Source organism: Pseudoalteromonas sp. XMcav2-N, from assembly GCF_024124545.1.
Lineage (GTDB): Bacteria > Pseudomonadota > Gammaproteobacteria > Enterobacterales > Alteromonadaceae > Pseudoalteromonas.
Window position 1 is genome coordinate 182,982 of the sequence record NZ_JAMXSF010000003.1, and the last position, 26,025, is coordinate 209,006.

Sequence of the window (26,025 nt, forward strand, 5' to 3'; positions counted from 1 at the left end):
AAGTCTATCGCTAGCTCTTGTCTGGACATGTCAGATCAAGGTATCTTTTGTCCACGATATCAGAACTCAAAAAATTAAACTCATCACAAAACCACAGGGGATAATCACTGACTTTGCCATTGTCACCTTCTCCCATTCGAAATAAACGATACAAATATCGACTACCGGGATGAGCGCAGCTTTTATCCCTTACACAGTCACTTTTGTACTGTACTCCCTTGATAACGTTGTTGTAACGAAAATTGCATAAGCTCCGATAGCTGTTTGCCATGGCGGCTGTTTTGTTGAGGTAATCCGCTTTAACGCACTCCCCGTTCTCAAGGATCTTTGCAGGTGCTTCTATATATAGGATTACCTTGCCCATTAATTCTTCGTAAGGCGTATTTGCGGTCACGCCAGCGTAATTTTTGTCTATAGTATATTGAGATTCAAGTAGCCTAACCTTGTCCTGTCCAAAAGTTGCGTATACGGTATTAATAATATGGTTTACCTTATCACCGGGTAACCACAAACGAAAATAATCATTCAACTGGCGGTGGCCTTTGGTTTCAATCATTAAGAACAAGGGCTCATTGAATTCCGGATTAGCCACTTGCCAATCGGCGACGATCTTAAGCCAGGTTTTCAGGGTCAAATCCGTTGGATTACCATCTAGGTCAACGTCATGACCAATGTCATCATGGCCGAGTGTAGGTGTGTTTAGATCGATTTTATCCACACTAATCTGACCATTGTCACGACGGAAATTACTCAGAAATAACACTGGTTGTCCCTCTGATGTTGTCACTTCCTTTCCTAAATTCCCAAAGGGAAGAGCAGTGATTTGACGTTCTGTATCGCCAAACCTCAAATAGACAACCTGGCCCATTTCATATTCACTTGGCCCCTGAAAAAACTCATCGATAGAAACAATTCCATTTGTATGGGTATAGTTGACGACATATGCTCTATCTTTAACCGAAAATGCAGCGAGCTCTCTTTTGCGGTTTCCTTCCCAATTGGTTTTATAAGCCTGCCGTAAACTTATCGTATCGTCATTTATGCTAAACTCATCTACAGAAACCTGACCACTATCATCTCGATAATTCACAATAAAAGCTTTTTCTTCTTTTCCATTCAATAGTTTAAACGTACTAATTTCACGACTTTTATTTGCCCAGTTGCTCTGATAAACATTATTAAGTTCGCCCTTTCCGTCACTGTAGCTAAACTCATCAATGGAAATCCGGCCGGAGTCTGCTCGGTAATTCACTATAAAAGCGCGATTTTGTAGTGTAAAAGCAGTAAAAACACGACTTTTATCTGCCCAATCTGAGAGATATATATTGCTCAGCGCCCCCTTTTCATTCTTATAGGTAAATTCTGCGATGCCAATCAACCCATCTTGTTGCTGATAGGCCAGTACAAAGGCTCTACCATTGACAGTGAAACTCGTGAACTCCCGTGCTTTTGGCGCCCAACGAGTCAAATAAACATTCTGAAAAGAACTATCACTATCAGTACCATCCATATTGAATTTATTGATCGCTACCTGACCATTGTCCGGCCTATAGTCTAGGTTGAAAGTTTGGTGTCCCAAGGAGAAAGCGGTAAATACCCGCTCTTTTGCAGACCAGTAATTCAAATAGATATTTTGTTTATTGTAAGGGTGTACATCGTACTCCAAAGATCTAAACCCCCAATCTAACTGCTGAATGATGCTACCCCGTACGTTGCCCGGCCTATCAATAGAGCCGGAATAAGAATTATGGGTCCCTTTAATCAAACGCTCACCATAAGTCATCTTATCTTCAGCTGCACAACATGCAGAGTAAAAAATAAACGCAACAATCATGCCCATATATAACATATTATTTTTAAACATAACTCTTCCTTAACGCGAATCTGCGAGACGCTACTCGTCCGCATCCCACAGGCAAATTTTGATCACCAGGCGCTAATCTGCCACTCACTGCTGACATGGCCGTTACAGGCATCAATTTTTACGTAATCGTCATAGTGCGCTCGTAAGCATAGGCCATTGTATTTACTTAAAATACGATAATTACCACCAGGCATCTTTGCTAGGTACCAATTCATCTGCGCCTCTGGCTTGGGTAGGGTGCCCCATTTCACAGGTCGTCCGGCACTATAGCTCTCGGCTTCCATCCGCAAATTACTGTTTCCATCATCCTTTAACATCACTTCCAGCATTAATGTGCCACCAGAGGTCTGCCAATGACGGCCACCAATTACTTTCTCTATTCGGAATCGAGTATTGTTATCGCTACAATCGCGCATTGAAATTAATTCACCGACACTGATATTGGCCTCGTTCAGACATAAGCCCTGCTCTACACTTTTGATTTGAAAGTAGTGAGACACTGAATCATCGTCAGAAATAGCAGCAAGCTCTTGACTCAATGACGACACCATGCGCGTCCCCAATGCAAGCTCCGTGGTTTGACCCGGTAATAGTTGATGATCTTTTAATAATGGAACACCACATGTTGTTGGATAATTATTGCTTCGCTGTCCTCGTCTGGGATCAGCTCCATAGTGAGTGGCAAAAAACTCATTAACAGCACTTTGAAAATCATTGTAAGACAGATCTTCTCTACTGCTATCACAGTCATCATCTGTATCCCAATTACGCAGCACAAAGCCATTAGACAATGCCCTGGAGCCCATTGCCTTGGCTGTGCTGTACTGATGTTTTTGGTTAACAGCAACCACCTGACCAGGGAAGCGACTAAAATTACAACCTGTACTGTTAATATCGCTTTCACCACTTTCACACGGAGTCGGAACAACAAAAAACTTCGCATTTTCCCATTTGTTATCGTGATAAGCCCCCTGAGCGTATCTGACTAACCTGTCATTGTTGGTCGCAATAAACACAATCACCTTACCTGCCATTTGCGCCATCGTTGGCCAGCCGACTTTTTCAACTCGTTCACGGGGAGAACTGTATACTTTATCAGTGCTAACCATAAGAGCCGGTGGTGAAAATAAGGTCACATCCCCCAGGCTTTGCGTGAATACCTGCTCCAGCTCCTGATAGGTGCTACTATCGTAATCACCACTATTTTTTAGATCTAAAAATAAGGTTATGGGATAGTCAGGATTGTTATCATCAATCCAACGTTTGACATCACTCAGGCAATTCGCCAAAGGGCTCTTGTTGCCACTTGTTTCCTCACAAATTGTTCCGTTTTGCAGATCTCCCCATCCATGTCCGACATTGAATTGAGTTACACCGTCAACTTTTTCGGCAATAAAATCAATTTCCAGTGATGCTATCTGTTGATCTAGAAACCCATAGAATCCATCGTTCTCACCTATGCCATAAACATCTTTTTTGTCATAGGTATTGTGCACACTAAATTGAATGGCTAAGTTGTAAGGAATATCACTAAACGTTTGCTCCTCTCCCCACCAGTTTCCGGCATCTGCAGAATGGGCAGAAACAAAAAGCGCGCTAAATAAAGCTACGGCACAGGCTGATTTTTTATAGTTTTTCATTGAACTTCCTTAAGTCTTTACACAGATTAAATACCACCACAGAAGCGAGTCCTTATTGACCTTTAAGTCGAATAAATAACACATGGCAGTCAACGCCCTAGTCTCGATTACGGTGAATCAAATAGCGCGACTACACATCTGTTATCACTCTCTGCCGGGCTCATATTAGAGGGCTTAAGAACTAATAAAAACATAAGGTTGTAACCATGTCGTATTCACACCTAACTTCGTCGGTTCTGTGCTTACTTTGGTGGGTGAGTCACTGAATTTGGCTCTCATCCCTAGGTGAAATGAAATGTCTCTGATCTATCAGTCAATACAGCGCTCGTTATATTCGAGCGAAGAGAATCGTCTGGAACGCTGCAAAAAACAATGAGGGTAAGTATCACGACTATACCCTCATTAGTGTATCTGCTTTAGCGTTTGAATTGTTCTGCTATCTTGTTTTTTGCAGTACTTCTTGCTCATTGATGATAGTGAATTTATTACGGGTACCATAAATAACAGACACAGTGCCATCATTATTGTTATCTCCGGCGCTAACATCCTCTTTAGGCACGCCAATTATCACATCATCATACCCATCATTATTCAGGTCGCCGGTCGCAATGGCATAGCCATAATGGTCATCGGTTTCTAAAGAGCCAGTGATTGTAGCTAAGCCCTGGTGAAAACTTTTTATATTTGAATAACTCAACCCAGATCGCGAGCCAAAAATGATGTCAACTTTGCCGGCATTATCTTTACCATTCAAGTCTTCTGTTGGCGACCCGACCGCCAGGTCATCGTACCCATCATTATTGAAGTCTCCATGTGCGACGCTGTAACCGAACTTGTCATCTTTTTCCGCACTACCTGGAACCCCGGACTTGTCCTGATGGAACTCCTGAACCGTGCTTTTTCTTAACTTACTGCTGCTACCATATATAACAAACACATTACCATCATTGTTGTTACCTCCTGAGCCAAGATCTTCATAGGGAACGCCAACAACAAGGTCACCATAATTATCGCCATTAAAGTTACCTATTGTCAGTGACCAGCCAAGTCTGTCATTAGCTTCCGCCGATCCGGGGATCTCTGAATTATCACCATGAATAGTCTGATAGCCCGAGGTACTCAGGCCCGAGCTGCGGCCGTACATGATAGTGGCATGGCCAGTATCATCATCACCACCAATATCTTCATAAGGAGCACCAATAGCCAGTTCAGCATAACCATCACCATTGATATCTCCAGCTGCAAGAGAAAACCCGAAGTGGTCGTCTTTTTCAACCTTCATACCACCAAATTTGCCTTGATGGAAAGACTGCTCTTCTACGCCAGAGCCGTTAAGGATCCCACTACTGCGACCATAGAGCACATGTATCATGCCGTCATTGTTATTATCACCATCGTTTACATCTTCTTTCGGTACACCAATGGCCAGGTCATCATAGTTATCGCCATCAAAGTCCCCTGCGGCAAGTGCAAAGCCAAAATGGTCATCTTTTTCAGGAGACCCAGCAACTCCTCTGGTATCTTGATGAATAATCTCTTTGCTATCTGCCTTCAGCCCCGCAGTACTTCCGTATAGAACAACAACCATACCGTCATTGTTATTTCCACCAAAACTCAAATCCTCCTTTGGTACACCAATGGCCAGATCATCATAGCTATCGCCGTTGAAGTCACCAGAGGCAAGCGCAAAGCCAAAATGGTCATCCGCTTCAGGCGCGGCACCACTAATATCCTGTTGACTGAATGCCGTCGCGTACCCTCTTCTTTTAATCGAATTTGTACCTGCCGGGCTTCCGTAGATGATATTCACAGTACCGCTGTCATCAGCTCCGCCAATATCTTCATTTGGCGCCGCGATGGCCATATCGGCGTAGCCATCACCATCAAAGTCCCCAGTTGCAATCACTTTACCAAAATGATCGTCCTTCTCTGCAACCCCTTCGGCATAAGCGCCTCCGGCGTGCCACTTGTCATCTTTCTTGTTATGCTCTGTATATTGCGTCAGCGCCTGCGTAACACAATCACCTTTACCTATTTCAAGCTTACATGTTAAAAAACCTTTCTGACGATAAGGTAAATTATGAGCACCTAAGGGAATATCATTCATCAGGTCAGAAAAAGATCCGGCGTAATTATAGGCGCTGCCCATAGCTCCACGATTAAAGCGTTTATAAGACAAGACATTGGTATCTGTATCTATACTAAAACCCCAGAAAATATTGTGAAATGCAGCACTGACATTAAAAAAGGGCACTGGTACACCCTTAACATTGTTACCCAATGAAAAGCGCTCAATAGTTTGCTGAGGTTCACTCTCCGTGGCATTACAGTGATTTCCTTTACCCGCCACCTGCTCACAATGATAGTGACCGTGGATAACAGCCACTACATTTAGGCCTTCAACCAATGTGCGCATCTTTGCATTGTCACCTTTATTCTTGTCAATTTGATGGGAAATCAAGAAGATGGGCGACTCACCAATTTCCCTGCCTTTATCTTGTATCAGTTTTTCCAGATAGGCAACTGCACTGTCCGAATTGATATTATTATGCAGCTGGACTAGGTAAGCAGAGCCGCTGCGATCGGTGGGGTTTTGAAGCTTAGCGGTATAGTAATAAACTGATGCATTTTTACAATACGCACCAATATTACAGTCACCACCATCGGCTTTCATTTCGTTCGCTGAGTAGTGAAAGATCTTCCATCCTTTGTTGGTCAAATCCTGTCCCTTGAGAAGCTGAGTTTTGTCATCAAAACTAGTCTCGCCATAAGCGTAATCATGGGTATCATGGTTGCCTACACCATCCAACGGCTTCGCTCCCCGGCTAACCATATCCTTATAGGCATTGCCGTAAGTGGTTCTGCCATTGCCATCCATACTAAGATCGCCAGCTATCGGAACAACTTTAGCACAATCAGCACAGTTGTCTGTTAATATCGCCACATCACGCATGGTTTGGCTTGCTCGCCCATCATTGCCATGACCAAATGCAAACTGTGGATCTGAGATAGCAAAAAAATTAATGTCAGCTGCATGCACAGCCTGCCCGGCTAACCCCCCAACCAGTAATGAGGGATAAAGTAATTTATGTAATTTCATAAAAGAACCTTGTTATCTGTTAATATATATTGCGCCACAATCGCTGTCTTACAGCTTTGACGCGAGCTCAGATTACAAGATTAAAATTCAATTAAAACAAACACCTATTTAAATGTCGGATTGTATCTTAACTTTGTCGTTTTTGTACTCATGCTTTGAAAGAGACAACTTGAGTCGAGATTACTTTCGTTCACACCATTATGCATAACCACCTCACATACAAGCTCAGATAATCATTCACAACCTTATCTCGCGCTATTAAAACTTAAGCCGAACGCTTTGCTTCTTGAGAAGGTGGATAACCAAACTTGTCTCTGTACTGACGAGAAAAATGATTAGCACTGCTAAAGCCAACTCTGTGTGCAACATCGTTCACTTTAATGGCTTTACGAAGTAAAGGTTGCGCACAATTGAGCCTGTGCTCCTTAATAAACTCTCCGGGTGTCATCCCCAGTGTTTCCTGAAACTTTCTCTGCAACTGACGTTCACTTAAACAGGCGATATCGAGTAACGTTTTCACGGACAACGACGCCTCCTGATAGTGCTCGGTTATATAAGTGACGCATTTGTCAATAACTTCATTACTATATTCATCCAAACCAGCTTCACTTAACGGACGGTCATTGGCTAACAGACATCCAATATGTTCTCGTACTTTCTGACGATTAAAGTGCTGGGCTTCAATTATCGCCAGCAACTCATCCTGGCGGTAGGGTTTAGCCACATAGGCATCGGCTTTATATTTAAACCCGGTAAGCCGTGACTCTGCATCACATTGGGCCGTCAATAAGAGCACGGGAATATGGCTGGTTGCTGGATTGTTTTTCACCTTATCAAGTAACTGATAGCCATCCATTTTCGGCATATTAATATCGCTAATTATGAAGTCCGGTACTTGATTTATTGCCATAGATAATCCATCAACTCCGTTAAATGCACAAAGCACTTGATAACGGCCCTCCAATTGCTCTCGCAACAGCGCATTCAATTGGAGGTTGTCCTCAACTACTAATAAACTCGGCAATAACGCACTATCCGACCAGGTGTCTGTGTGTTGCTCGTTGATTTGCTGCTCTAACATCATCAGTTCTATACTTTTGGGGTCAATTACGTAATCGTGCTCTTCGGCCCTTTGCGGCGCAGAACAAAAGGTCACAGTAAATTGACTGCCTTTACCTGACTCGCTGTGCAGCTCTATCTCACCATCATGAAGATTTACGACATCGCTGACCAGCGATAAACCGATCCCGGAACCCTGGGCAATCAAAGAGCTGTCATCGCATCGATAAAAACGTTTAAAAATCATTTCCTGCTGCGCTTTGGCAATGCCGACACCATTGTCCGAGACTGTGAGCTGATACTTTTCACCTAGCTGCCGAAGTACTACAGTAACTCGCCCGTATTCTGGTGTGTACTTGATAGCATTGGAGAGCAGGTTATTGACCAGTTTTTCTATGGCATAGGGCTGGCAATAGTGAAAGATATCCGAGTCAATAAAAGTTGAAAATTGCTGCTGTTTAAGCATGGCATAACATGACATCCGCTCACAGATGTCTCTTATCAGTGTGGACACAGACACCAACCGAAAACAATGTTGCGGCTCTTGCTGCTGAAACTTCGCTAACGCAATTACATCATCTACGGTCTGCGCTAAGCGTTGGCCGGTAACGGCAATAACGTCAAAAGCCGCCCTTTGCTCCGGCGATATCGTTTGCTGTAATTGCTGTTGGGCACGGCCAATAATAATCGCCAAAGGCGTTCTGAATTCATGGGAAATATTTTCAAACTCTTTTGACTTGTGTTGCAACAGAGCTTCTACCCGCTGCTTTTCCTGCTTTAGTTCATGAGTGCGAGATGCTACGCGAAGCTCAAGTTCCCGGTTTTGCGCACGCATACTTCGTGTCCTAAAGCGATATGCAGCGACCGCGACGACGACGGCTACAATCAGATAGCTAAGTTTAGCCCACCAGGTTAACCACATAGGTGGAAAAATTGTTACTCTAACCTGAGTTTCGTCTCCCCAAACACCATGGTGATTACTAGACTTTACCCGAAACAAGTATTCTCCTGGGTCGAGGTTAGTATAAGTCGCTGTACGCAGCTTATAATCGGTTGTGCGCCAATGAAGATCGAATCCCTCAAGCTTATATTGATAATGCTGCCTCTGAGGATCAGCATAATGCAATCCGGAAAAAGCAAAACTAAATAAGTTTTGATGATACTCTAAATTTAGATAGGTCTGATATTCATCGTCAGTTTTTAGCAATGCATTTTGAGGCCGATTGAACAGCAATAATTGTGTGATCACTGTGCGGGCTTTGCTCTGGTCAAGCTTTATATTGGGCGGAGAGAATATATTTACTCCCTGAGAGCCAACGAGAAGTACTTCACCACTGAGCAAATCGAAAAAACCGCCGGTATTAAATTCATTTCCCTGCAGCCCATCACTGGCGTAATAGTTGTGTACTACGTGTGTTTCAGGATCAAACCTCGCCAAGCCCTTATTTGTTGCAAGCCATAGTATTCCCTGATTATCCTTCAGGACTTTATAAATTGTATCATTCGGTAGCCCATTGTCCGTGGTGAAATAGCGTACTTCACTACTTTTTTCACTAATACGCGCCAAACCACTACCCATAGTGCCGGCCCAAACATCTCCCCGCTCATCATAAATTAATGAATAGACGCCACTTTTAAAGCCATCAACGCGCTTTTCACTATGCCAGTAACGAATAAAACGTTGAGTATCCAGTTCATACTTATCAACGCCACCGGTCTCCGAGCCAATCCATAGTGCTTTACGCTTTTCGTCCAATGCAAGCGCAAAGATAAAATTACTGCTCAGTGTGTTTTGATCATTTTCATCATAATAAAATGCCTGATAGTGCTCGGTTTCATAATCGAGATAACGCAGGCCACCATAATCAAAAGCCATCCATAGGTTTCCTTTGTAGTCTTCAACAACCGCACGCAGCGCACCGGGTCTAAGTTGCGCTTCATTTTTACCGACAAATCGTTCAAAGGTATGCTGTCCTTTCTTTAACCGATAAATAGCCCCCTTCAAAGTACCAAACCAGATATCACCTTGGCTGTGCTCAAACAGTGAACCTGCATTGATCACGTCATTCTTCAGGTATAGTTCTTGCGCGATACCTTCATATTGAAAGCATGCTCCTGAGGTCAGATTAAGTCTATATAGTCCCTGCTGATAGGCATCGAGCCATATGTCTGTTTCGGAAGACTTAATAATATTGAAGTGAACGTTACTTGCCACACATCCATGACTGTCATTTGCAAATTTACGCAAACCAAATGCCTGAACATTTGGGTTATAAAGATTGATACCACTATTCTTTGTGCCTATCCAGACAAGCCCTGTATCATCTTTAAAAACACTGGTCACAGAGTTCGCATTTAAAGACCGAGGATCTTCTTGGTTACTTCTTACACTAGACGATTGTGTTATTTCACGGTCTGTCACCCTTATTCCGTCGTCTGTCCCTAGCCATAATATCCCCTTTCCCATATCAGCAATAGTCCTGATCACTTTATGACTTGTCTGAGACCCATCCAGCATGACCTTACTCACAGTATAATATTGCTGGGTTTGCAGGTTTAAAACATGTAAACCATCTCCACTGCCAATTAGCAGCTCATACGGACCTTTTTTATGGATCGCATAAATATCATTTGAAAACAGATCATCACCACCTGAATAACTGAAGTGATAATCTTTGAGTACTTTTTGATCCGGTTCAATGACAAATAATCCATCATCTGTTCCCACTACATAAGTACGTTCAAACTCAGACAGTACTTTGATTTTGCGACTTTTTATTTGCATAAAATCTAGTTCACGTGGCGACTCCAACGATAAGGTGTCATCAACAGCCCGCATGATTCCATCACCGTTTGTCCCTACAAGCACCTCTTTCTGAGTGTTTTCATATAGAGAAAATACTCGGGCTGCCGTGTTATATATCGATGGATATCGGATAAAATTATCCTGACCGGGAATATAACGGCTGACGCCACGCAAAGTACCAACCCACAAGCGTCCACGACTATCAAGCAATAAAGTGGTGATATGATTATCATTCACTGAGTTAGGGTCACCTGCCTTGTAACGATACACTTTGATTTCATAACCATCATAGCGGTTGAGTCCATCTTCTGTCGCAAACCACATAAACCCCTGAGCATCTTTTACAATGGCGTTGATGTGAGGGTGTGACAGGCCCTGTTTTCGATCTATATGACTAAACACAGGATATATCGCATAAGCCTGACAAAAGTGAATACCCGCAAGCCAATACAGCAGTATGGCTTTAGTGATCCGGCTAAACATTATTCAACCCTCAATTGGGACCTTTGAACCGTCCCGAATCTTGGCTGCTTGGGCAGCCTCGACCCTCACATTGACAATCGGGGGTTTTGACTCCTCCAGGGTAGATGTAGCCTGCAAACTTAAAAGCGCTATATGGCTGAGAATGTTCGCCACAAACATCTACCCCGTTAATATCCAGGCCTTCTGCAATAAACTGCTCCGCATCTGGTAACCAAGCGCAATGACTGCGAAATACCAGTCCTAAATATTGTCTATTTGCAGAAATGTACTCTTGTGTGTTGTTGTCACAGCTTAAACCACTTGGATCATTCGCTATTTCTATCTCCGTAGCCACTGGATGCGCAAAGTCCTCTTTGCTACAAAGCAAAGTCATTGAACCGTCGCGATTTTTCACCCTCTTGACTGCGCTACCACGTCTGGCGACAGTAAAACAAATGTCCTCTTCTACTAACTGGTCATTTTGATCTAATTCAGGGCTTAGACCATACCAAAAATGTCCCTCTAAAAATGCGCAGTGATCCACAACGCCGGGGCTGTGACCATTCACCCTTACGGTATAGGAAGGACAGCTCAACAAATCTCCCGACTCGTTATACTGTGGGAGTTGCTCATCTTGACAGATCACAGTTTTGCTTGCTTCCGATACAAAGACTGTATTACCATCTGGGTTGCAAACTGGCCTGTACTCTGGGAGTCTTGGAGCGTAATCGTCTTTTAACAGCCGGTACTGATACTCTTTAAACCCACCATAGCTCTGGCAGACTTGAGCTCCATTGGTATCCAAGCCAGAATCTTCCCAATAGAAAGCACAATGATCTTCTGCTGTTTGACCTCTAACGAGTTCAGAACCATAGGGACACGCAATAATATTTCCGTCCTCGTTGTATACTGGTTGTACTTTATCTTCACAAAACGCGGTTTTACTGCCCGTTACAAATTTAAAGTCAACAGTACGTCCAAAGATATTTTTTTCTTCTAATAACACTTGTTCGGGGCAATCACTGCCAGGCGGAAGGTGCAAATATTGAAAATGTGAAAACCCACTCAGCCCTTTTTCGTGACATTTCAGACTGGCTGTTAAACTCCATGCAGATAAATCTTCGGGTAGAGTTACGCTAGCACAATAGTCTTTAATCTTTTGTCCTCGGATAACTTGCTCACCTTCACCACATTGAATTTCGTCACTTTTACATAAAGAGCTATTCAATTGTCTAGGATCATAGTCTGTAATATTGCAATTAGCTCCCGCTCCTGAAATAGAAGCCAAATCATCCAGACGAAGTACTTCATCTTCGGCAAGCATGTTACAAACTTCGCTATGATTAAGACTGGCCTCGGCACGGGTGGCCAAATGAAAATTAGATGGGCAACTATTACCATCGATCGATATGAATTCAGCATTTGCACTAAATGCACAGAAAAATATGCTTATGAATTTAGCTTTAGTTGCAAGGCACAATCTTGGCTTGCGCTCGTCAATACTTTTATACATTTCTACTCCTTCAGCCCTAAACTGCGCTCAGTTCAAATTAATGCTCTTCCTTTATCAATCGACAAGGAAAGGTTGAGCGAAATATTTAGGAATTCTAATGCGTTATACCCGCTTCACTGATTAATAGAGCCCTTCCTGCTCTAAGTATTAGCACTAAAATGTTACATTTGTTAACATAAATAACATTTAAAATGCCTTTTCTCAAGTAAATCAAACGTAAAAAATGCGAATAAATGATAGGTAAACTATTACATGAACTATGAAAGGTTAGTTTAGATTGAAGCAATTATGTAACATTGCTTCATGTGTAAAAACTGAAATCATTTTGGATATAGCAATGTTCAATGAAGTTTGCCGTGCAATGATATTGCAGCAGACTCTGCAACTACCAAGTTTATTGAAGTAATCTCTACTCGTCATTGAGGAAGGACATAAAAATCTTGCATTACTGACAAGCACTCTATCAGTAATGCCTGACAACTATTTTTGCAAGCTTGAGGCTTTTTCAATCGCAGCAAGTAACTGTTCTGCCTCATTGGTGCCTAAACTGACGGTGGTGCCGTCTTTCAGTGTGAGTTCTACGGCGTTCAGACCGGAGACATTATATAACCAGCCGGTAGATAGCAGGCGAATACCCAGGCCATTGTACCATTTTGTTTTTATGATTTTTGCCGAGTCTATTTGTGCGCAATCGAGTGATTTACGCCAAAAACCCGGGCCGAAAAACCAGCGGACCTGCCCCTCACCTACTTTAATTGTCAGTGAACTAAACAATATGGCGATGATGCCAACGACAACAAAAGCAAAGCTTGCGTTGTCTTCGGGTTTAACGACAGCGCTATAGGCAAGAACCAGTGCAGATGTGCCCATAACAGCCAATATGGCGGTGCCAATTTGGGTGTGTTTATAGTCCATTATGCTTTCTCCTGTACTGTATTCTGTTGAGCCTCTTATGTCTTTTGTAGAATTATATACGTCTTTAATCAAGGGTTATTAAAGGGCCAGGCCATACCACTTAGGCCTACCCCTTAGTAACTGCCCTTAGCTAGCAAGTGTAACCATTAACAGATAAAGGGCAGGAATAGTTTGGATCTGAGATTGGACCACATCCCATCGCGGAAATTGCCCCGCCAACCTGACGTGTTTTGCCATTACCGAGGGCCACCTGCCCAGACAGGTTTTTTACCTTCTTCTTGTTGAGTATCAATGTCATTATTTTCACCTTTACATTATTGCACCAATATTGGTAACAAACAGTGTGTTGCCATTTTGCTCAAAAAGCAACCAGCAAAGGCCGATGCACAAATATTTCACGCAATTGTCATAATTTAGAAGAGCGCTCACGGTGCTGAATGTCGCGTGCAAACTGAGTACACTCAGTAAGTGCTGTATTGTGATCTGTACTGTGCGCGCTAACACTTCGGCCCCATTGATCTCGTCCCTGCGCTAGATATTGCCCCGGGCCCACCTCCCGGCATCTGAAATACCACCCAGTGACTGCATCAAAGACCGGATACGCTCTTGCTAATTCATCCACAGGCATGGCTGCGTTAGGTTTTTTCACAATGGTATGTGTCCCCCGTGGTGCATTGTTGCTTTTGAGCGCAAGCTGATGAGATACCAGCTTGCAACTAACTTATTAAAGTACGATGCGGCTTGCTTTGGTAAAAGGTGCAATGCCAATTTGCTCGAAGATCGCTTCCGGCTTAAAGACTTGAGTACCTTTAATCACCAGAGAAAGCTTTCTCAGGGCCTTGATGTCCTGACTCGGATCACCGTCGACCAAAAGCAGATCAGCCACTTTACCTTCACTTATAGAGCCAGTCTGATGTGCGACCCCCATCAATCTGGCGCTATCGATTGTGGCCATTTTCAGGACCTCAGTAGCAGGGATACCGGCCATAGTGTACAACTCAAGCTCTCGAAGTAAGGTAAACCCGGGGACACTGTCTGTGCCTGCAACCATAGGTACGCCTGCGTCATAGAGAATTTTAACCATTTTCAGCATAGCGTCTCCTGAGTTCTGATAGGCACTTTGGTGCGCTTCCTCAACCTGCATCTGAGCCCCTTTCAGGTTGCGCACAAAATTAGGTGGCAAATGCGATGCAATCTCGGCAAACTCTTGGTCAATCTGTTTGTTTTTACTCATTAACAGGCTTCTGAAGGTAGACACGGTAGGGTCAATGACCACGTTTTTATCTGCCAGTAGCTTGATAAAGGTATCCATTTCCTCACCGGTCATCGGCATTTCAGCTGCTTTTTCACCGATCAAAGAAAAACGTTGCTTGGTGCGAGTGTCGACTTTTTCACCCGCCAAAAAGTTCAGAAATAGCATGTTGATATGCTGGATCTCATTATACCCGGCATGCACGGCCTGCTCTGCGGTCATAAAAGCCGGAATATGACCACTGAGGCGAAGCCCTCGGCTATGCGCCCGTTGTGCTATCGGCTCAACCCATTTAGGATCGATAGATGAATAGAGCTTGATCTGGACGTAGCCATTATCGGCAAAAAAATCCACCATCTCGAGCGCTTCTTCCAGCGTTTTAACGCTTAAACCGGCAGAGTTTTCACTGTATTTGTCCATGAATCCCGCGCGATATACACGAGTACCCAGTACTTTACCTGTATCAAACAAAGACTGAATCTCCATCAGATTCTGATGTTCATTGCCCATGTCCCGTACACTGGTTACACCGGTAGCAATGTTCAGGATACCGGTATCTTTACTTAAATGGCCATGCATATCCCACAGACCGGGGATCAAGGTTTTGCCCTGCCCATTTACTGTTGCCACCTTTTTACTAAGCTTGATCTTCGGCGCGACCTGAACAATTTTGCCTTGCTCAATCAGTACCTGCTGACCTGTGCGCGTGGTCCCTTTTTCTACGTCAAATACGTTCACCTGATCTAGCAGCAACGCTGAGTGGTATTCAGTAAGCTGCTTAGCCAAGGTCTCCAGATATATTTGCTCCGCTTTTAGCTGACGGGCCTTTAGCTGGTCAAACTGCTCTGTACTAAAGCCGTCACGGATAACATACATGCCACCCCAGCTCTGAGCAAAGTAATTACCTTCTTCGTCGTACCAGGCAAAATCTGGTGTCATGGTCAATCCGGATTTGGCATACAAGTAGACTTGCTCATCACCCAGCTTTACCGTGTCCAACTTTGTGAATGTGATTTTCCCGTGGGGTAACACTTCGATCTGATCAAGATCATTTTTGATCAGGTAACGGATCAGCGCATTGTCGATTGCTAACGTGCTGTTCTTTGGAACGTAAAATATCGGTTGGGTTGTGTTCGCACTACTCTGCTCGTCATTATTTCGCCACTTGGCATGACCATTTTCCCACACATAAGATTCACTGATGTCTGCGCCAAAAGCAGACTGCCCCTGGACTTCAAAGCCCAAAACCCTGCCTTTGTCGTCAAGTTTGAGCGTCTCATCAATCACAATACGACGGTTATTCCAGCCAAATCGAGCCTGTGATGTGTATGTACTCGCATCTAACTGTGTCTGGCTCATTGTGCCAGCCAGCCCTTTTTCTGAATAGATGTTATTCACTATGGTTTGTGCAAGTGCTGCGGGCAAATAAACGGCAGATAGAACAGTTGTTGCAGCGAACAAGTGCCGCGCTGCAAAGCTCCTTATCGTGTTTTGTTTCACTGTGTTTTCCTTACATATTATTTTAATCAACAACGTTTATATCATATTCAACTGTGAAATTTTCAAAAACACTATGATTTTAAATACTTGGATTATTTCATGAAACGGAATTTAGGTCCCTATTAAGCGCATGCTCTGCGTTGTAACTTTTCAATGCTTAGTCTGGCTCCGTGAGCTGTTGTTTTAGGAGTGAGATCACCTCAGATGGCGTTTGCCTGTTCGCGGCAAGGTAAAAGTCGCTGCTAAGTTCATCCAGTTCGAATAAAAATTTAAAATCGCTTCGTTTACAGCCAATTTTACTGCACATATAGTCCAAATGTACCGGGGATGCAGCTATTATGTCCGCCCGGCCTCTTAGCAACATTTTTACTGTGACCAATGTCTCGGGCAACACAACTGTGGTGTTGAGCAGTTTCTTTCCTGACAGATATTGGAACACCACATCGTCACGCTTTACCCCGACCTTGTAGTTAAGCAGATCAGATAGTTTCTCCACTTTAATATCGCTTCGGTCTTGCAGTGCAATGAGATAAGTTTTGGTGCTCATCAGCACACCGACCCAGTGAAACAAGGCTTCTCTGTCCGGTGTTCTTACAATTGAGAAAATCAAGGTTCCTGGTTCATCTACTGCTGTTTTGTATGCCCTGGCCCACGGCATAACTTCAATGTCGGCTTTAATATTCAAATCGGACAGTAATTTAGTAACTTTCTCAGCGGCCACGCCTTCTACTTGCCCATTCTTGCCTGACATCTGATATGGCGGCAGATCTTCAGTTACAATTTTGAGCTGACTTAAACCTTTCAAAGGTGAATCCTGGCCTGTAGCGACTAAAGACCACAGCAAAAATGAAACCAAAACAATTAAATTAACATACCGCATATGTAACCAACTTAAAGAGCGTTAAAACCAGAATTATGCAACGCACATAACCTATATACGTCTGAGGAAATCATTGGGATGATTAGTAATTAAAAAATTGTGTGAAATAGTCATAGAATCACAGCCAGCTGGGTCGTCGGTCAAAGTAAGCGCCTGACCATGGGCTTGCTGATTCAGACCATCAACTGAGGATACTCATTGACGCCTTTATGTTCCTACAGGAGGCTTGCCTGTTACGGACATCAATGCGCGAAGACTAATAGTCTGCCCTCCAAGCTTACTTTGCCTGAATGTAACTACTCAGCTGATCCACATGTTGTCGCGTTTCATCAATTAAACCACCGATTTCTCCCGCTGATTCTGTGGTACGCATCGCCAGGCTTCTAACCTCGTCTGCCACAACCGCAAAGCCCCTGCCCGCGTCACCAGCTCTGGCCGACTCAATGGCCGCATTAAGTGCCAGCAGGTTGGTCTGGTCCGAAATACTGTTGATGGTATTAATGATGGTGCTGATCTTTGACAGGACCTGCGCCATGGCATGGTGCGTTTCAGTCAGTACCGCATTGCGCTCGGACACATCTGTACCGTACAGCAAGATTTTATTTAAGTTGCCATCTTCATCTAACACAGGAGAAATGGCTGCGTCTATCTGCACTTCACTTAAACCAGTTGGCAGGGCAAGCTGGGTTTTAACGAACTGACCGTCGCGTATCGACTGCCACTGCTCGTCACTGAGGTAACTCGACAAGGTTTTTAGCATTTGCTGCACGGCACGTTTATCGCTGGCGCCCAAAGCACTGAGACCCATAGGATTGATCAGTGTCAACTCACCCAGAGGATCAAACTCCAGCACTATATTAGCCTCACCTATGGCTCTGAGGCGGATATCATTTTCCAATGCGACACGCTTAGTACTGTCCACGTTTGCCTGAATCGATACAAAGCGGATCAAACTCCCCTTGTCATCAAATACCGGATTGATTGCCAAACTTATCCAGTAGGGGTCGCCTTCTTTTGTATAGTTTAGGATCTCTTCATAAAACGGGGTGCGCTGCTCCAGGTTCTTTTTTATCCGTTTTTTGGTATCCGGTGAAGTATGCTTACCCTGCAAGACATGGCCTGGCTTTTTGCCCAACACTTCGTGTTGCTCGTACCCCGATAACTTGGTAAATCCGGGATTTACATACTCAATCAGTCCGTTTGCATCTGTGATAATCACAGAATTGTCTGTTTCGTTAGCAACCAACGAAAGTAGCGCAATCTGGTCTCGCTGGGCTTTTTCTTCGGTGATATCCTTAACAAATGCGGTATAAGCTATTTTTCCAGCCACATTAACTTTCGACAAGGACAGATTGGCCCACAATACCTGACCGTCACTGCGTTCAATTTCCACATCCCTCGACGTACCGACAATTTTATCTTCACCAGTTCTGCGATTGCGATTAACCATTTCGTCATGGTTGCCCTGAATTGCTTTTGGCACGAGCATTTTTACATTGCGACCTATCACTTCATCTCGTTGATAGCCCCACAAACGCTCTGCCGCTGGATTAAAAAACGTCACTATGTTGCTGTGGTCAATAGATACAACAGCGTCAATACACTGCTCAAGCGTCTGGTCGATCCGCTCTTGTGCTTCTTTTTGTACGGTAATATCTTTAATAAATGCGGTGTAATGAATGCCATCAGATTGGCGCACCTTAGACAATGACAGACTGCACCACTTCTTCTCGCCACTGCGAGTTTCAATCTGAATATCGCGCGACGTGCCGACGATTTTATCTGGCCCACCGTTGCGGTTGGCATTAACGTATTCATCATGGTTAGTCGCAAATTCCCGGGGAACAAGCATTTTGACATTTTTACCTATCACCTCGGTTTTACTGTAGCCAAACAGTTTTTCTGCAGCTGCATTCATATAAGTAACGTTGTTTTTGGTGTTGATACTGATCACGGCATCAATAGCCTGATCCAGGATAGCTTGAGTGTTATCCGACTTACCGGAGAAGAGTGACTGAATCATCAATTAACCTCTGAGCATAGGTGAAAGCACGCGCTCGCAGGCTTAATACCTGATGGTTGCAATCACACATGCATTAAACTGCGGTTAATTAAAAGTAGACCGAATTTTCGAAAAGTGTCAATTATCGGCGCAGCTTTAGAGCTACACGTGAGCATGTTTTGCGTAAGACAGAAAGGCCGTATTACCCCAAACAGTGAAGTAACGCACGTCTAAACTGATCACATGACAATCGGTACTTAACTCAATACTGCAATTCTCTCCGCCATAATTTACCAGTATCTGTACGCCGCCGAATAATGCTCTTATGTTCCATATATCAAGGCTGGAAGCCTTAGCTCTTTGCTGGCTTGGCTCACCTAGGACCTCGACAACATAGGCTCTTTGACTGCCGATATATACCTTATCAGATGATATCCAACTAGCCGCCAAACGACATGCATGGACAATGAACGTCACGCCCACAGCTGCTAAGAAAATTATAAAAAGCCGATTTTTAATCATTAAACTAACCTTGCGCGAGGGTATATACATACGCTTGTATTATCGCTCCGCTATCGAGCTCTACGTCAGTCAGTACTCTGGTGTATTGCGCTCCCTCAAATTCATCCAGTCTGTGCCAATGAATGCTCAATTGTTCTGACGTAAAGACCAGACCTGCGACCTGCTGTGTGCCATTGTCCAGAATCAGTCCCGGATACCCTAACTCAGCACCCCAGCCAGCATTACACAATTGGCCATACACTTTACCTGGTTGCCATTGACCATCTACATCGGCCAAAATGTGCTCGTTGGAACGCCCGGGAGCTAATGTGCCATATACAAATAGACTTGCCATTTTGCCTCCATGTACATTTATTCATGACAGAATGGGGATCTGAAATTGCATCGTGATTCCCCCGTACTGCTCCATATCTACCTCTTCGAGCCACTCTATAAAGAATCCCTCGGGATCGACCTCATAGCCAGCGATTTGGGCTTTTTCAAATAAAGTGTGCAGTACCTGACTATAGGCCACATCCGACAAAAGATAGGCCCGGCAGCAAAAGTAGTGACCGGCTGCGATCTCCAGCTCATAGGACTCTGACTGATCCGCCACTTTTCCTATCTGAGTATGGATATCCGACCAGCTTTTCTCAAGCTCAGAGGTTCGTGTGATCCCCAGCAGTCCTACCGATTTCTCTCCATAGTGGTCCAAAATCTGGTCCCAATCGGTCGTATCTGTGGAGATGAGCTTAATATTACGTGTGTCAAAAAACGCTCGAGTGCATGGCAAGGCCTCAGCAAGTTGTTTCTCAAGTGAACCAGACTTGCCAGGGTGAGCCAGTTTATTCATTAATACCGTTGTTTGCGCAGGAGTTGCTTGCTGAGCCATTAAACGGACCGCTTTTGCGGTTAACCCGAGGTCGCGTTTGAGTGCTTTGGCCAACGCCTGCGAAGAAGCAAAGCCACATAACTGGGCAATATCTGTAACCGACAGAGTGTCGTGATACAACAGATAATACACCGCGTATTGCAGCCGGACCCGACTTAAATAACGCCCCGGGGTTTCATTGAACAACTTGCTAAACTGACGATGAAAATGAAATGCAGAAATAGCACTTTTTTTAGCGATCTGCTGCCAGGTCAAGCCCTCTTCAAGCTGCTCATGCATCAACAGCAAAGCCTGTTCAAATCGTTTACGCATGTGATCGGGCAAAGGTGCCAGCAAAGCAATTTCTGGCACCAGATTAAACGCGGGATCTTTGTTTTCGGACATAAGGGCTCACTGGTAAATCCTGGGCGACAACTATCGCTCAGGCAGTAGCCCGAAGTCAACTGACCGTCATTGTCTCCTTGGCTGACGAGACTGCAGAGCGGGGTTGTCTATGGCTGAAGCCAAGCAACACGGGTATTAAGAACAAGGTGATCAGGGTTGCGAATAATTCACCAAATACCAGAGATACCGCAGCAGGTTTTAAGTACTGGACTTGTTCAGATGTCCCGAACAACAAAGGCAATAAACCGCACACAGTGGTTACTGTGGTCAGGAAAATTGCTCTGAAACGAGCGGTACCTGCCATTATCAGCGCCTCAGTGGGCTCAATGCCATTGCGATATTCGCTGTTAAAGCGAGTCATCAGTACTAAGGCGTCATTCACCACAATCCCTGTCATAGCCATCATACCAAACAATGACAATAAGCTGACAGGCAGATCCATTATGGCATGGCCAAAAATGGCACCGGCAAACCCAAAGGGGATCACCGCCATGATGATAAGCGGCTGCCAGTAGGACTTAAGTGGGATCGCCAGCAACACATAGATCAGCATCAATGTCAGTATTAATGCCGCTTTAAAACCTTTGCTCACTTCGTCGATTTCTTCATACTCACCCGCAGGCTTGATACCCACCTCAGGATATTGGGTTTTGAGTGTCTCAATCTCTTTGGCCAGTAATGCCAACGTTTGCTCCGGTGAGCCTGCAGCACGATCCTGAGACCAATAGAGGTTGATCACCCGTGAGCGATCCCGACGCTGTAAAGCCTGTGGTTCGTACTCATAACTTAACCGGGCCACATCACCCAGTGCAACACTTTGCCCGTCCTTGAGTATTACCCGCATATCCTTTAATTCATGCTCTGTTCGTACCGCCTGCTGTGCAAAGCGCAAAACCACTTTTAGTTCCTGAGATTGATATAACAACCTATACACCTCTCGCTCACCAAGCGCATTGGCGACCAACTCTGCCACCTGTGCCTGGGTGAGCCCCAACTGGCGACCGAATGCGTTTAGCCTGATCCGGATCTGTCGCTGTGCTGCCTGGTGGTCGTCTCGTACGTCTTTCACGCCGGGCAAACCTGCCAGCTTTTCACGTAACAGGTCGCTGACCTGCTTTGCCTGCAGAACATCATGGGATGAAATGGCCAGAAAAGTGCCCCCCGCCGGAGGCTCTGCGGCACTAAAGTGCTGCGCGTAACTGCCCTCTATGTTTGCAGCATACTCACGCCAAGCGTCGCTAAGTGTGTTCGCCGGTAGTACATTAAGTGCTTCCGAGGTCAGCTCAGCGGTCACTTCCAGCTCACCAAACCCATTGGACCACGCCAGAATATTTTTCATCGGAGCTGCATTTAGGGCGTAGTCTGCCTGCAGGGTGTTGTTAGCCTTCTGCGCACTGAGCTCAAGCTGGCTCAACGCCCGTGCCTGCAACCCAAGCGGCGCTCCCTCTTCCAAAGTTACCTTCGCAGTCACATATCGGCCCGGAATATCCGGAAACAAAGTACTTCGTATCGCGCCACCCAGCCAAAGACCATAGGCCAATACAAAAGCGGATAAAAACATCACCAAAGTGGATCTTTTATGCTTCAGGCTCACACACAGCATGGGTTTGTAGATGCGCTGAATAAATTGGGTTAGTGCCCAGCGCGCTTTGTTTTGAACTGTGGCGACAATCCCGCTTCGCGCCCCTTTACGAGACATTGCAGCCAGATGCGATGGCAGGATAAACTTGCTTTCGACCAGTGAAAAACACAATGCCAGAATAACGACAGCCGAAAACCCTGCAAACAATTTTGCCAGATCATTGTTAATCCAGAGCATAGGCGAAAAGGCCGCAATACTAGTCAGTACACCAAACACGGTTGCGACCGTCACAGACTCAACTCCTGAGAAGGCGGCTTGCTTGTAGTTGGCATTGCCGTTTTGGTGTTCATCAATGGCTTCACCTACAACGACCGCATCATCGACCAAAATGCCCAATACCAAAATAAAGCCAAACAAAGTAATGTCATTGAGGCTGTAGTCCAGCAACTGCATACCATATAAAGTGCCACAAATGGCAACCGGGATCCCCGCAGCGACCCAAAATGCCAGCCTCAGGTTTAGAAACACCCCCAACAGTAAAATAACTATCAGTAAACCCTGCCAGGCACTGCTGCCCAGCCTTTGTAACTGCTCTTCAATATAAGGTGCCATGTCTGCCATGGTAGTGATCTCAATGTCTTCTGCCAGTACAGGCTTTAGCTCAGCAATGGTGTCACGAATTGCCGCGCTGACATCCAGTAGATTATCGCTCTGACTAGTGCTGACCATCAGTGCAATACCGGGTATGCCATTGTTGCGAACTATGGCGTCGCTGTGCTCATAGCCTCGACGCACAGTTGCAACCTCGCCTAAAGTCACTTCTCCCGTCGGACCGTTTATCACAGGTAGCTTTTTTAACTCACCCAGTGCGCTCAGATAGCCGTCTCCACGCAAGGTAATACGCCCGCCTTCATGTTGCAATTGCCCACTGCGTGTTTCGAGCGACATCTGCACCATTGTGCCCGCAAGCTGCTCCAGAGTCATGCCATAGCGCTGCAGTGCTTCAGGGTCGGGTTCAATGTATATCCGTGGCTCACGCGCTCCCCAGTTGCTGACTTTGGAAATGTCGGGGTGCTTTTTTAGCGCCAACTCTATGCGCCTGGCAACTTGTTGAAGAGCCTCATCGCTGCGCGGCGCAGAAACAATGACAAACGCCGCCAGATTAGTAAATTCATCCCGGGTCACAATGGGCTTCTCAGCCTGAGCCGGAAAGTGGCTGATAGCATTAACCTGATTGCGAACTTCCTCCAGTAACTTGCCAAGATCCGCATCGGGCTTTTTGCGAATGGTTACGGTAGACAATCCAGCCTGCGACTGGCTGGTAATTTGTTTTATCCCCGCCACCGAGCTGACCGACTCCTCAACACGTTGTGTAATGCTTTCGTCAATCTGCCTTGCAGTGCCGCCCGGATATGCTACGTGAATACTAAGACTGGATGGCGCTATCTGAGGAAAAGACTCAACTCTGAGCTGACCAAACGCCAGCAGGCCACCAGCAATAATCATCGCCATCAGTAAGTTGGCAGCCACCGGGTTATCAATAAACCATTTGCTTAGCCAGCTCATAGCGCCTCCTGCTTGTCTGCAACCTGCAACGCCTCTGTAACCGGATTTACTTTCTTTTTAGCCATCATGGAACGCAGTGGGAAACGCACAATCTGCAATGAAGCGGGTTGCTCGTCAATCAATGACACAATCACGCTGTTCGCTCTTACCTCGATAACCCGGACATTCAGCTGACGCAGCTGTTGCTGCGCTGTTACCACCCAGATAAATTCGTCCGGATCAACAGCGCTGAGAGGCAGTTCATATAAGGCTCCTTCATTTTTGAGCTCAAACTGCACTTTCACCTGTTGGTTCGGGAGCAACTGAGTTTCGTGATGATAGGGATCGGACACCGTCAGCACTAACGTTCGCTGGCGCGTTGTTTCATTGACCAGTGGCGACACATAACGCACAGATGCCGGCCAGCTCACACCCGAGCGGCTGTGTATTTTAATCACATTTTTATCGAGATCAGCTGTACTTATTCTGTCCCAGTCATGCTGTGACAGGGGCACATGAATATCCATACTGTCGCTGGCCACCAGTTCGAACAGAGTCTGACTGGCTTCCATCCATTCTCCCGGGCTCACAAAGCGCTGTGTGATCATGGCATCATAAGGAGCAACAATAATGGCGTCATCCAGCAATTGTTGTGCACTTTTTACATTTTGTTGTGCGCGTGCCAATTCCGCTCGCGCAGCCGCCAGATGCGGTTCCATTCTGGCAAATGCCGTGCTGTTTTGAGCGGGCCGCATGCTTTGTACGACCTCTTGTTCATGCAGCTGTTGCTGTAAATTGAGTTCAGCCTGTTTCAATGTACTCCGCGCCTCAAAAAGCTGAGATTCAAGTAAACGGGTATTGAGCCGTGCCAGTACCTGACCTTTTTTCACATGCTTACCCGGCTCCATATGTGTGCCCAGATACTCTAACCTGGCGCTGCTGGTTGCCTTCAATTGTACAGGCCAGCGTGCCTGAGTATGCGCCTGGACTGATAATGTAGGCGTCCGTTCAGTACGTTCTATGGTCAACACAGAGACGGTTGGTACCACAACTTGTTCTACCCGAGGCATGGGTTCAACGGGTGTCATAAGCACCACGGTCACTAATGACAAGAGTAATGTGGCACCGGCAGCAATGGCCGGCAAACGGGCTTTAAACATCATGGATCACCTCCTGGTTAGGCACGATATCAACGGGTTGGTTTAGTCGTTTACTGATTTCGCTCAGGCGAGACAGCGTCTGTAACGTGATGGGCAACATAATTGCGGTATCTACAAATTCGAGGGAATAGGTCACAATTGAGAACACCTGGCCAACACTAATATCGGGGATCAGCTGCACCATCCACAAATTACCAAGCACAGCAGCAAAGAGTACAAGGAAGATCAGGCCATAAACCCAGGCTTCTGTATCGGATAGTCGGATCTCACATCGTTTAAGGCGTTCAAAGTGCGCACTGATTGCACCAAGCGGTCTGTGGCTCAGCACCCAAACCTGTTGCTCAAGTTGGTCATTAAGCTTGCTATTAAGCAGACTGAAACGGTCATGAAACAGCGCATAAATTAAACACATCAATGCCGCTGCCAATACAACACTATAGGCCAGATACAAGTGGAATGACGCCAGGATCACCACAGTAGCGACCAGTTGAATCACAGCGGTAAACACACCAGGCAGGTCATTTTCGAGAAAATCAACCAGTTCACGTGACATAGTCAGACGCGCGTCTTTTACTGACACCGGAGCACCGCGTAGCTTATAGGCCAGCATTTCAGCCAACCAGACACGGATGTCACCAAATACACGGGTATCATAAAAGCGCCGCAGCACACTGATCACCACCAGCGCCACCAGCACCAGTGCAAACCAGGTGAGCGGTGTCAGTGACTGAGCTAACACGCCATCAATGGCGTGCCCGATGAACAAAGGTAACAAAATCAGCAAGACATTTTCTAAGATCACCATAGTCCAGGTGGCAAAGATCTTAACTGGGCTAGTGCGAATAATCGCAGTAAAGGAAATGGGGTTCAGGAGTTTCACAACAGGCTCCGCTAGTACTACAAACAGGAAGCCAGTGTTACAGATCAGGACACTAAAAAAGTGTCCCAGATTGCGCTTTACACTTTTT

Annotated in this window: 18 protein-coding genes; 1 reads left to right on the forward strand and 17 read right to left on the reverse strand. The window is 45.3% G+C overall.

Annotated features, from left to right (window positions below):
- Positions 1-10: 10 nt before the first annotated feature.
- The 7 genes from NH568_RS05490 to NH568_RS05520 all read right to left on the reverse strand — a co-directional run bounded on the left by NH568_RS05490 (position 11) and on the right by NH568_RS05520 (position 13,657).
- Positions 11-1,864: a hypothetical protein gene (locus NH568_RS05490; protein WP_253045310.1), complete on the reverse strand. Its 1,854-nt coding sequence runs from the start codon at positions 1,862-1,864 to the stop codon at positions 11-13.
- Positions 1,865-1,926: 62 nt separating this feature from the next.
- Positions 1,927-3,504, reverse strand: a complete 1,578-nt coding sequence (locus tag NH568_RS05495) for a Ca2+-dependent phosphoinositide-specific phospholipase C (protein WP_253045313.1) — start codon at positions 3,502-3,504, stop codon at positions 1,927-1,929.
- Positions 3,505-3,940: 436 nt separating this feature from the next.
- Positions 3,941-6,604 (reverse strand): hypothetical protein, encoded by a 2,664-nt coding sequence (locus NH568_RS05500; RefSeq protein WP_253045316.1) that lies wholly within the window; start codon positions 6,602-6,604, stop codon positions 3,941-3,943.
- Positions 6,605-6,869: 265 nt separating this feature from the next.
- Positions 6,870-10,952 (reverse strand): hybrid sensor histidine kinase/response regulator transcription factor, encoded by a 4,083-nt coding sequence (locus NH568_RS05505; RefSeq protein WP_253045319.1) that lies wholly within the window; start codon positions 10,950-10,952, stop codon positions 6,870-6,872.
- 10 nt (positions 10,953-10,962) lie between these two features.
- Positions 10,963-12,444, reverse strand: coding sequence for a hypothetical protein (locus tag NH568_RS05510; protein ID WP_253045323.1), 1,482 nt, complete (start codon positions 12,442-12,444; stop codon positions 10,963-10,965).
- A 480-nt stretch (positions 12,445-12,924) separates the two neighbouring features.
- The gene (locus NH568_RS05515) at positions 12,925-13,359 is read right to left on the reverse strand and encodes a hypothetical protein (protein ID WP_253045325.1); all 435 of its coding nucleotides are present in this window, start codon (positions 13,357-13,359) and stop codon (positions 12,925-12,927) included.
- Positions 13,360-13,489: 130 nt separating this feature from the next.
- Positions 13,490-13,657: a hypothetical protein gene (locus tag NH568_RS05520; RefSeq protein ID WP_253045328.1), complete on the reverse strand. Its 168-nt coding sequence runs from the start codon at positions 13,655-13,657 to the stop codon at positions 13,490-13,492.
- On the opposite strand from NH568_RS05520, the gene NH568_RS24175 reads away from it, so the two are divergent.
- Entirely contained in the window at positions 13,651-13,776 is a 126-nt protein-coding gene (locus NH568_RS24175; RefSeq protein ID WP_366040828.1) for a hypothetical protein, read from the forward strand. The genes NH568_RS05520 and NH568_RS24175 overlap by 7 nt on opposite strands.
- Here NH568_RS24175 and NH568_RS05525 read toward each other — a convergent pair.
- From NH568_RS05525 to NH568_RS05570, 10 genes are all read right to left on the reverse strand, one after another.
- Entirely contained in the window at positions 13,766-14,008 is a 243-nt protein-coding gene (locus tag NH568_RS05525) for a hypothetical protein (protein ID WP_253045331.1), read from the reverse strand. The genes NH568_RS24175 and NH568_RS05525 overlap by 11 nt on opposite strands.
- A gap of 75 nt (positions 14,009-14,083) precedes the next feature.
- Complete coding sequence (locus NH568_RS05530) at positions 14,084-16,111, reverse strand: amidohydrolase family protein (protein WP_253045335.1); 2,028 nt, start codon at positions 16,109-16,111, stop codon at positions 14,084-14,086.
- 157 nt (positions 16,112-16,268) lie between these two features.
- Complete coding sequence (locus NH568_RS05535) at positions 16,269-16,916, reverse strand: transporter substrate-binding domain-containing protein (protein ID WP_253045338.1); 648 nt, start codon at positions 16,914-16,916, stop codon at positions 16,269-16,271.
- Between the two features lie 352 nt (positions 16,917-17,268).
- The gene (locus tag NH568_RS05540; protein ID WP_253045342.1) at positions 17,269-19,014 is read right to left on the reverse strand and encodes a PAS domain S-box protein; all 1,746 of its coding nucleotides are present in this window, start codon (positions 19,012-19,014) and stop codon (positions 17,269-17,271) included.
- Between the two features lie 141 nt (positions 19,015-19,155).
- Entirely contained in the window at positions 19,156-19,515 is a 360-nt protein-coding gene (locus NH568_RS05545) for a hypothetical protein (protein WP_253045347.1), read from the reverse strand.
- A 4-nt stretch (positions 19,516-19,519) separates the two neighbouring features.
- Positions 19,520-19,849 carry a gamma-glutamylcyclotransferase gene (locus NH568_RS05550; RefSeq protein ID WP_253045359.1) on the reverse strand — a complete coding sequence of 110 codons (330 nt, stop codon included), beginning with the start codon at positions 19,847-19,849 and terminating at the stop codon, positions 19,520-19,522.
- Between the two features lie 21 nt (positions 19,850-19,870).
- Entirely contained in the window at positions 19,871-20,770 is a 900-nt protein-coding gene (locus NH568_RS05555) for an AraC family transcriptional regulator (RefSeq protein ID WP_253045364.1), read from the reverse strand.
- A 55-nt stretch (positions 20,771-20,825) separates the two neighbouring features.
- Complete coding sequence (locus NH568_RS05560) at positions 20,826-23,918, reverse strand: efflux RND transporter permease subunit (RefSeq protein ID WP_253045369.1); 3,093 nt, start codon at positions 23,916-23,918, stop codon at positions 20,826-20,828.
- Complete coding sequence (locus NH568_RS05565; RefSeq protein WP_253045373.1) at positions 23,915-25,060, reverse strand: efflux RND transporter periplasmic adaptor subunit; 1,146 nt, start codon at positions 25,058-25,060, stop codon at positions 23,915-23,917. Before NH568_RS05565 ends, NH568_RS05560 begins: the two co-directional genes overlap by 4 nt.
- On the reverse strand, positions 25,050-25,937 hold the full coding sequence (locus NH568_RS05570; protein WP_253045377.1) for an ABC transporter six-transmembrane domain-containing protein: 888 nt from the start codon (positions 25,935-25,937) through the stop codon (positions 25,050-25,052). The genes NH568_RS05565 and NH568_RS05570 overlap by 11 nt, the downstream gene beginning before the upstream one ends.
- Positions 25,938-26,025: the final 88 nt, after the last annotated feature.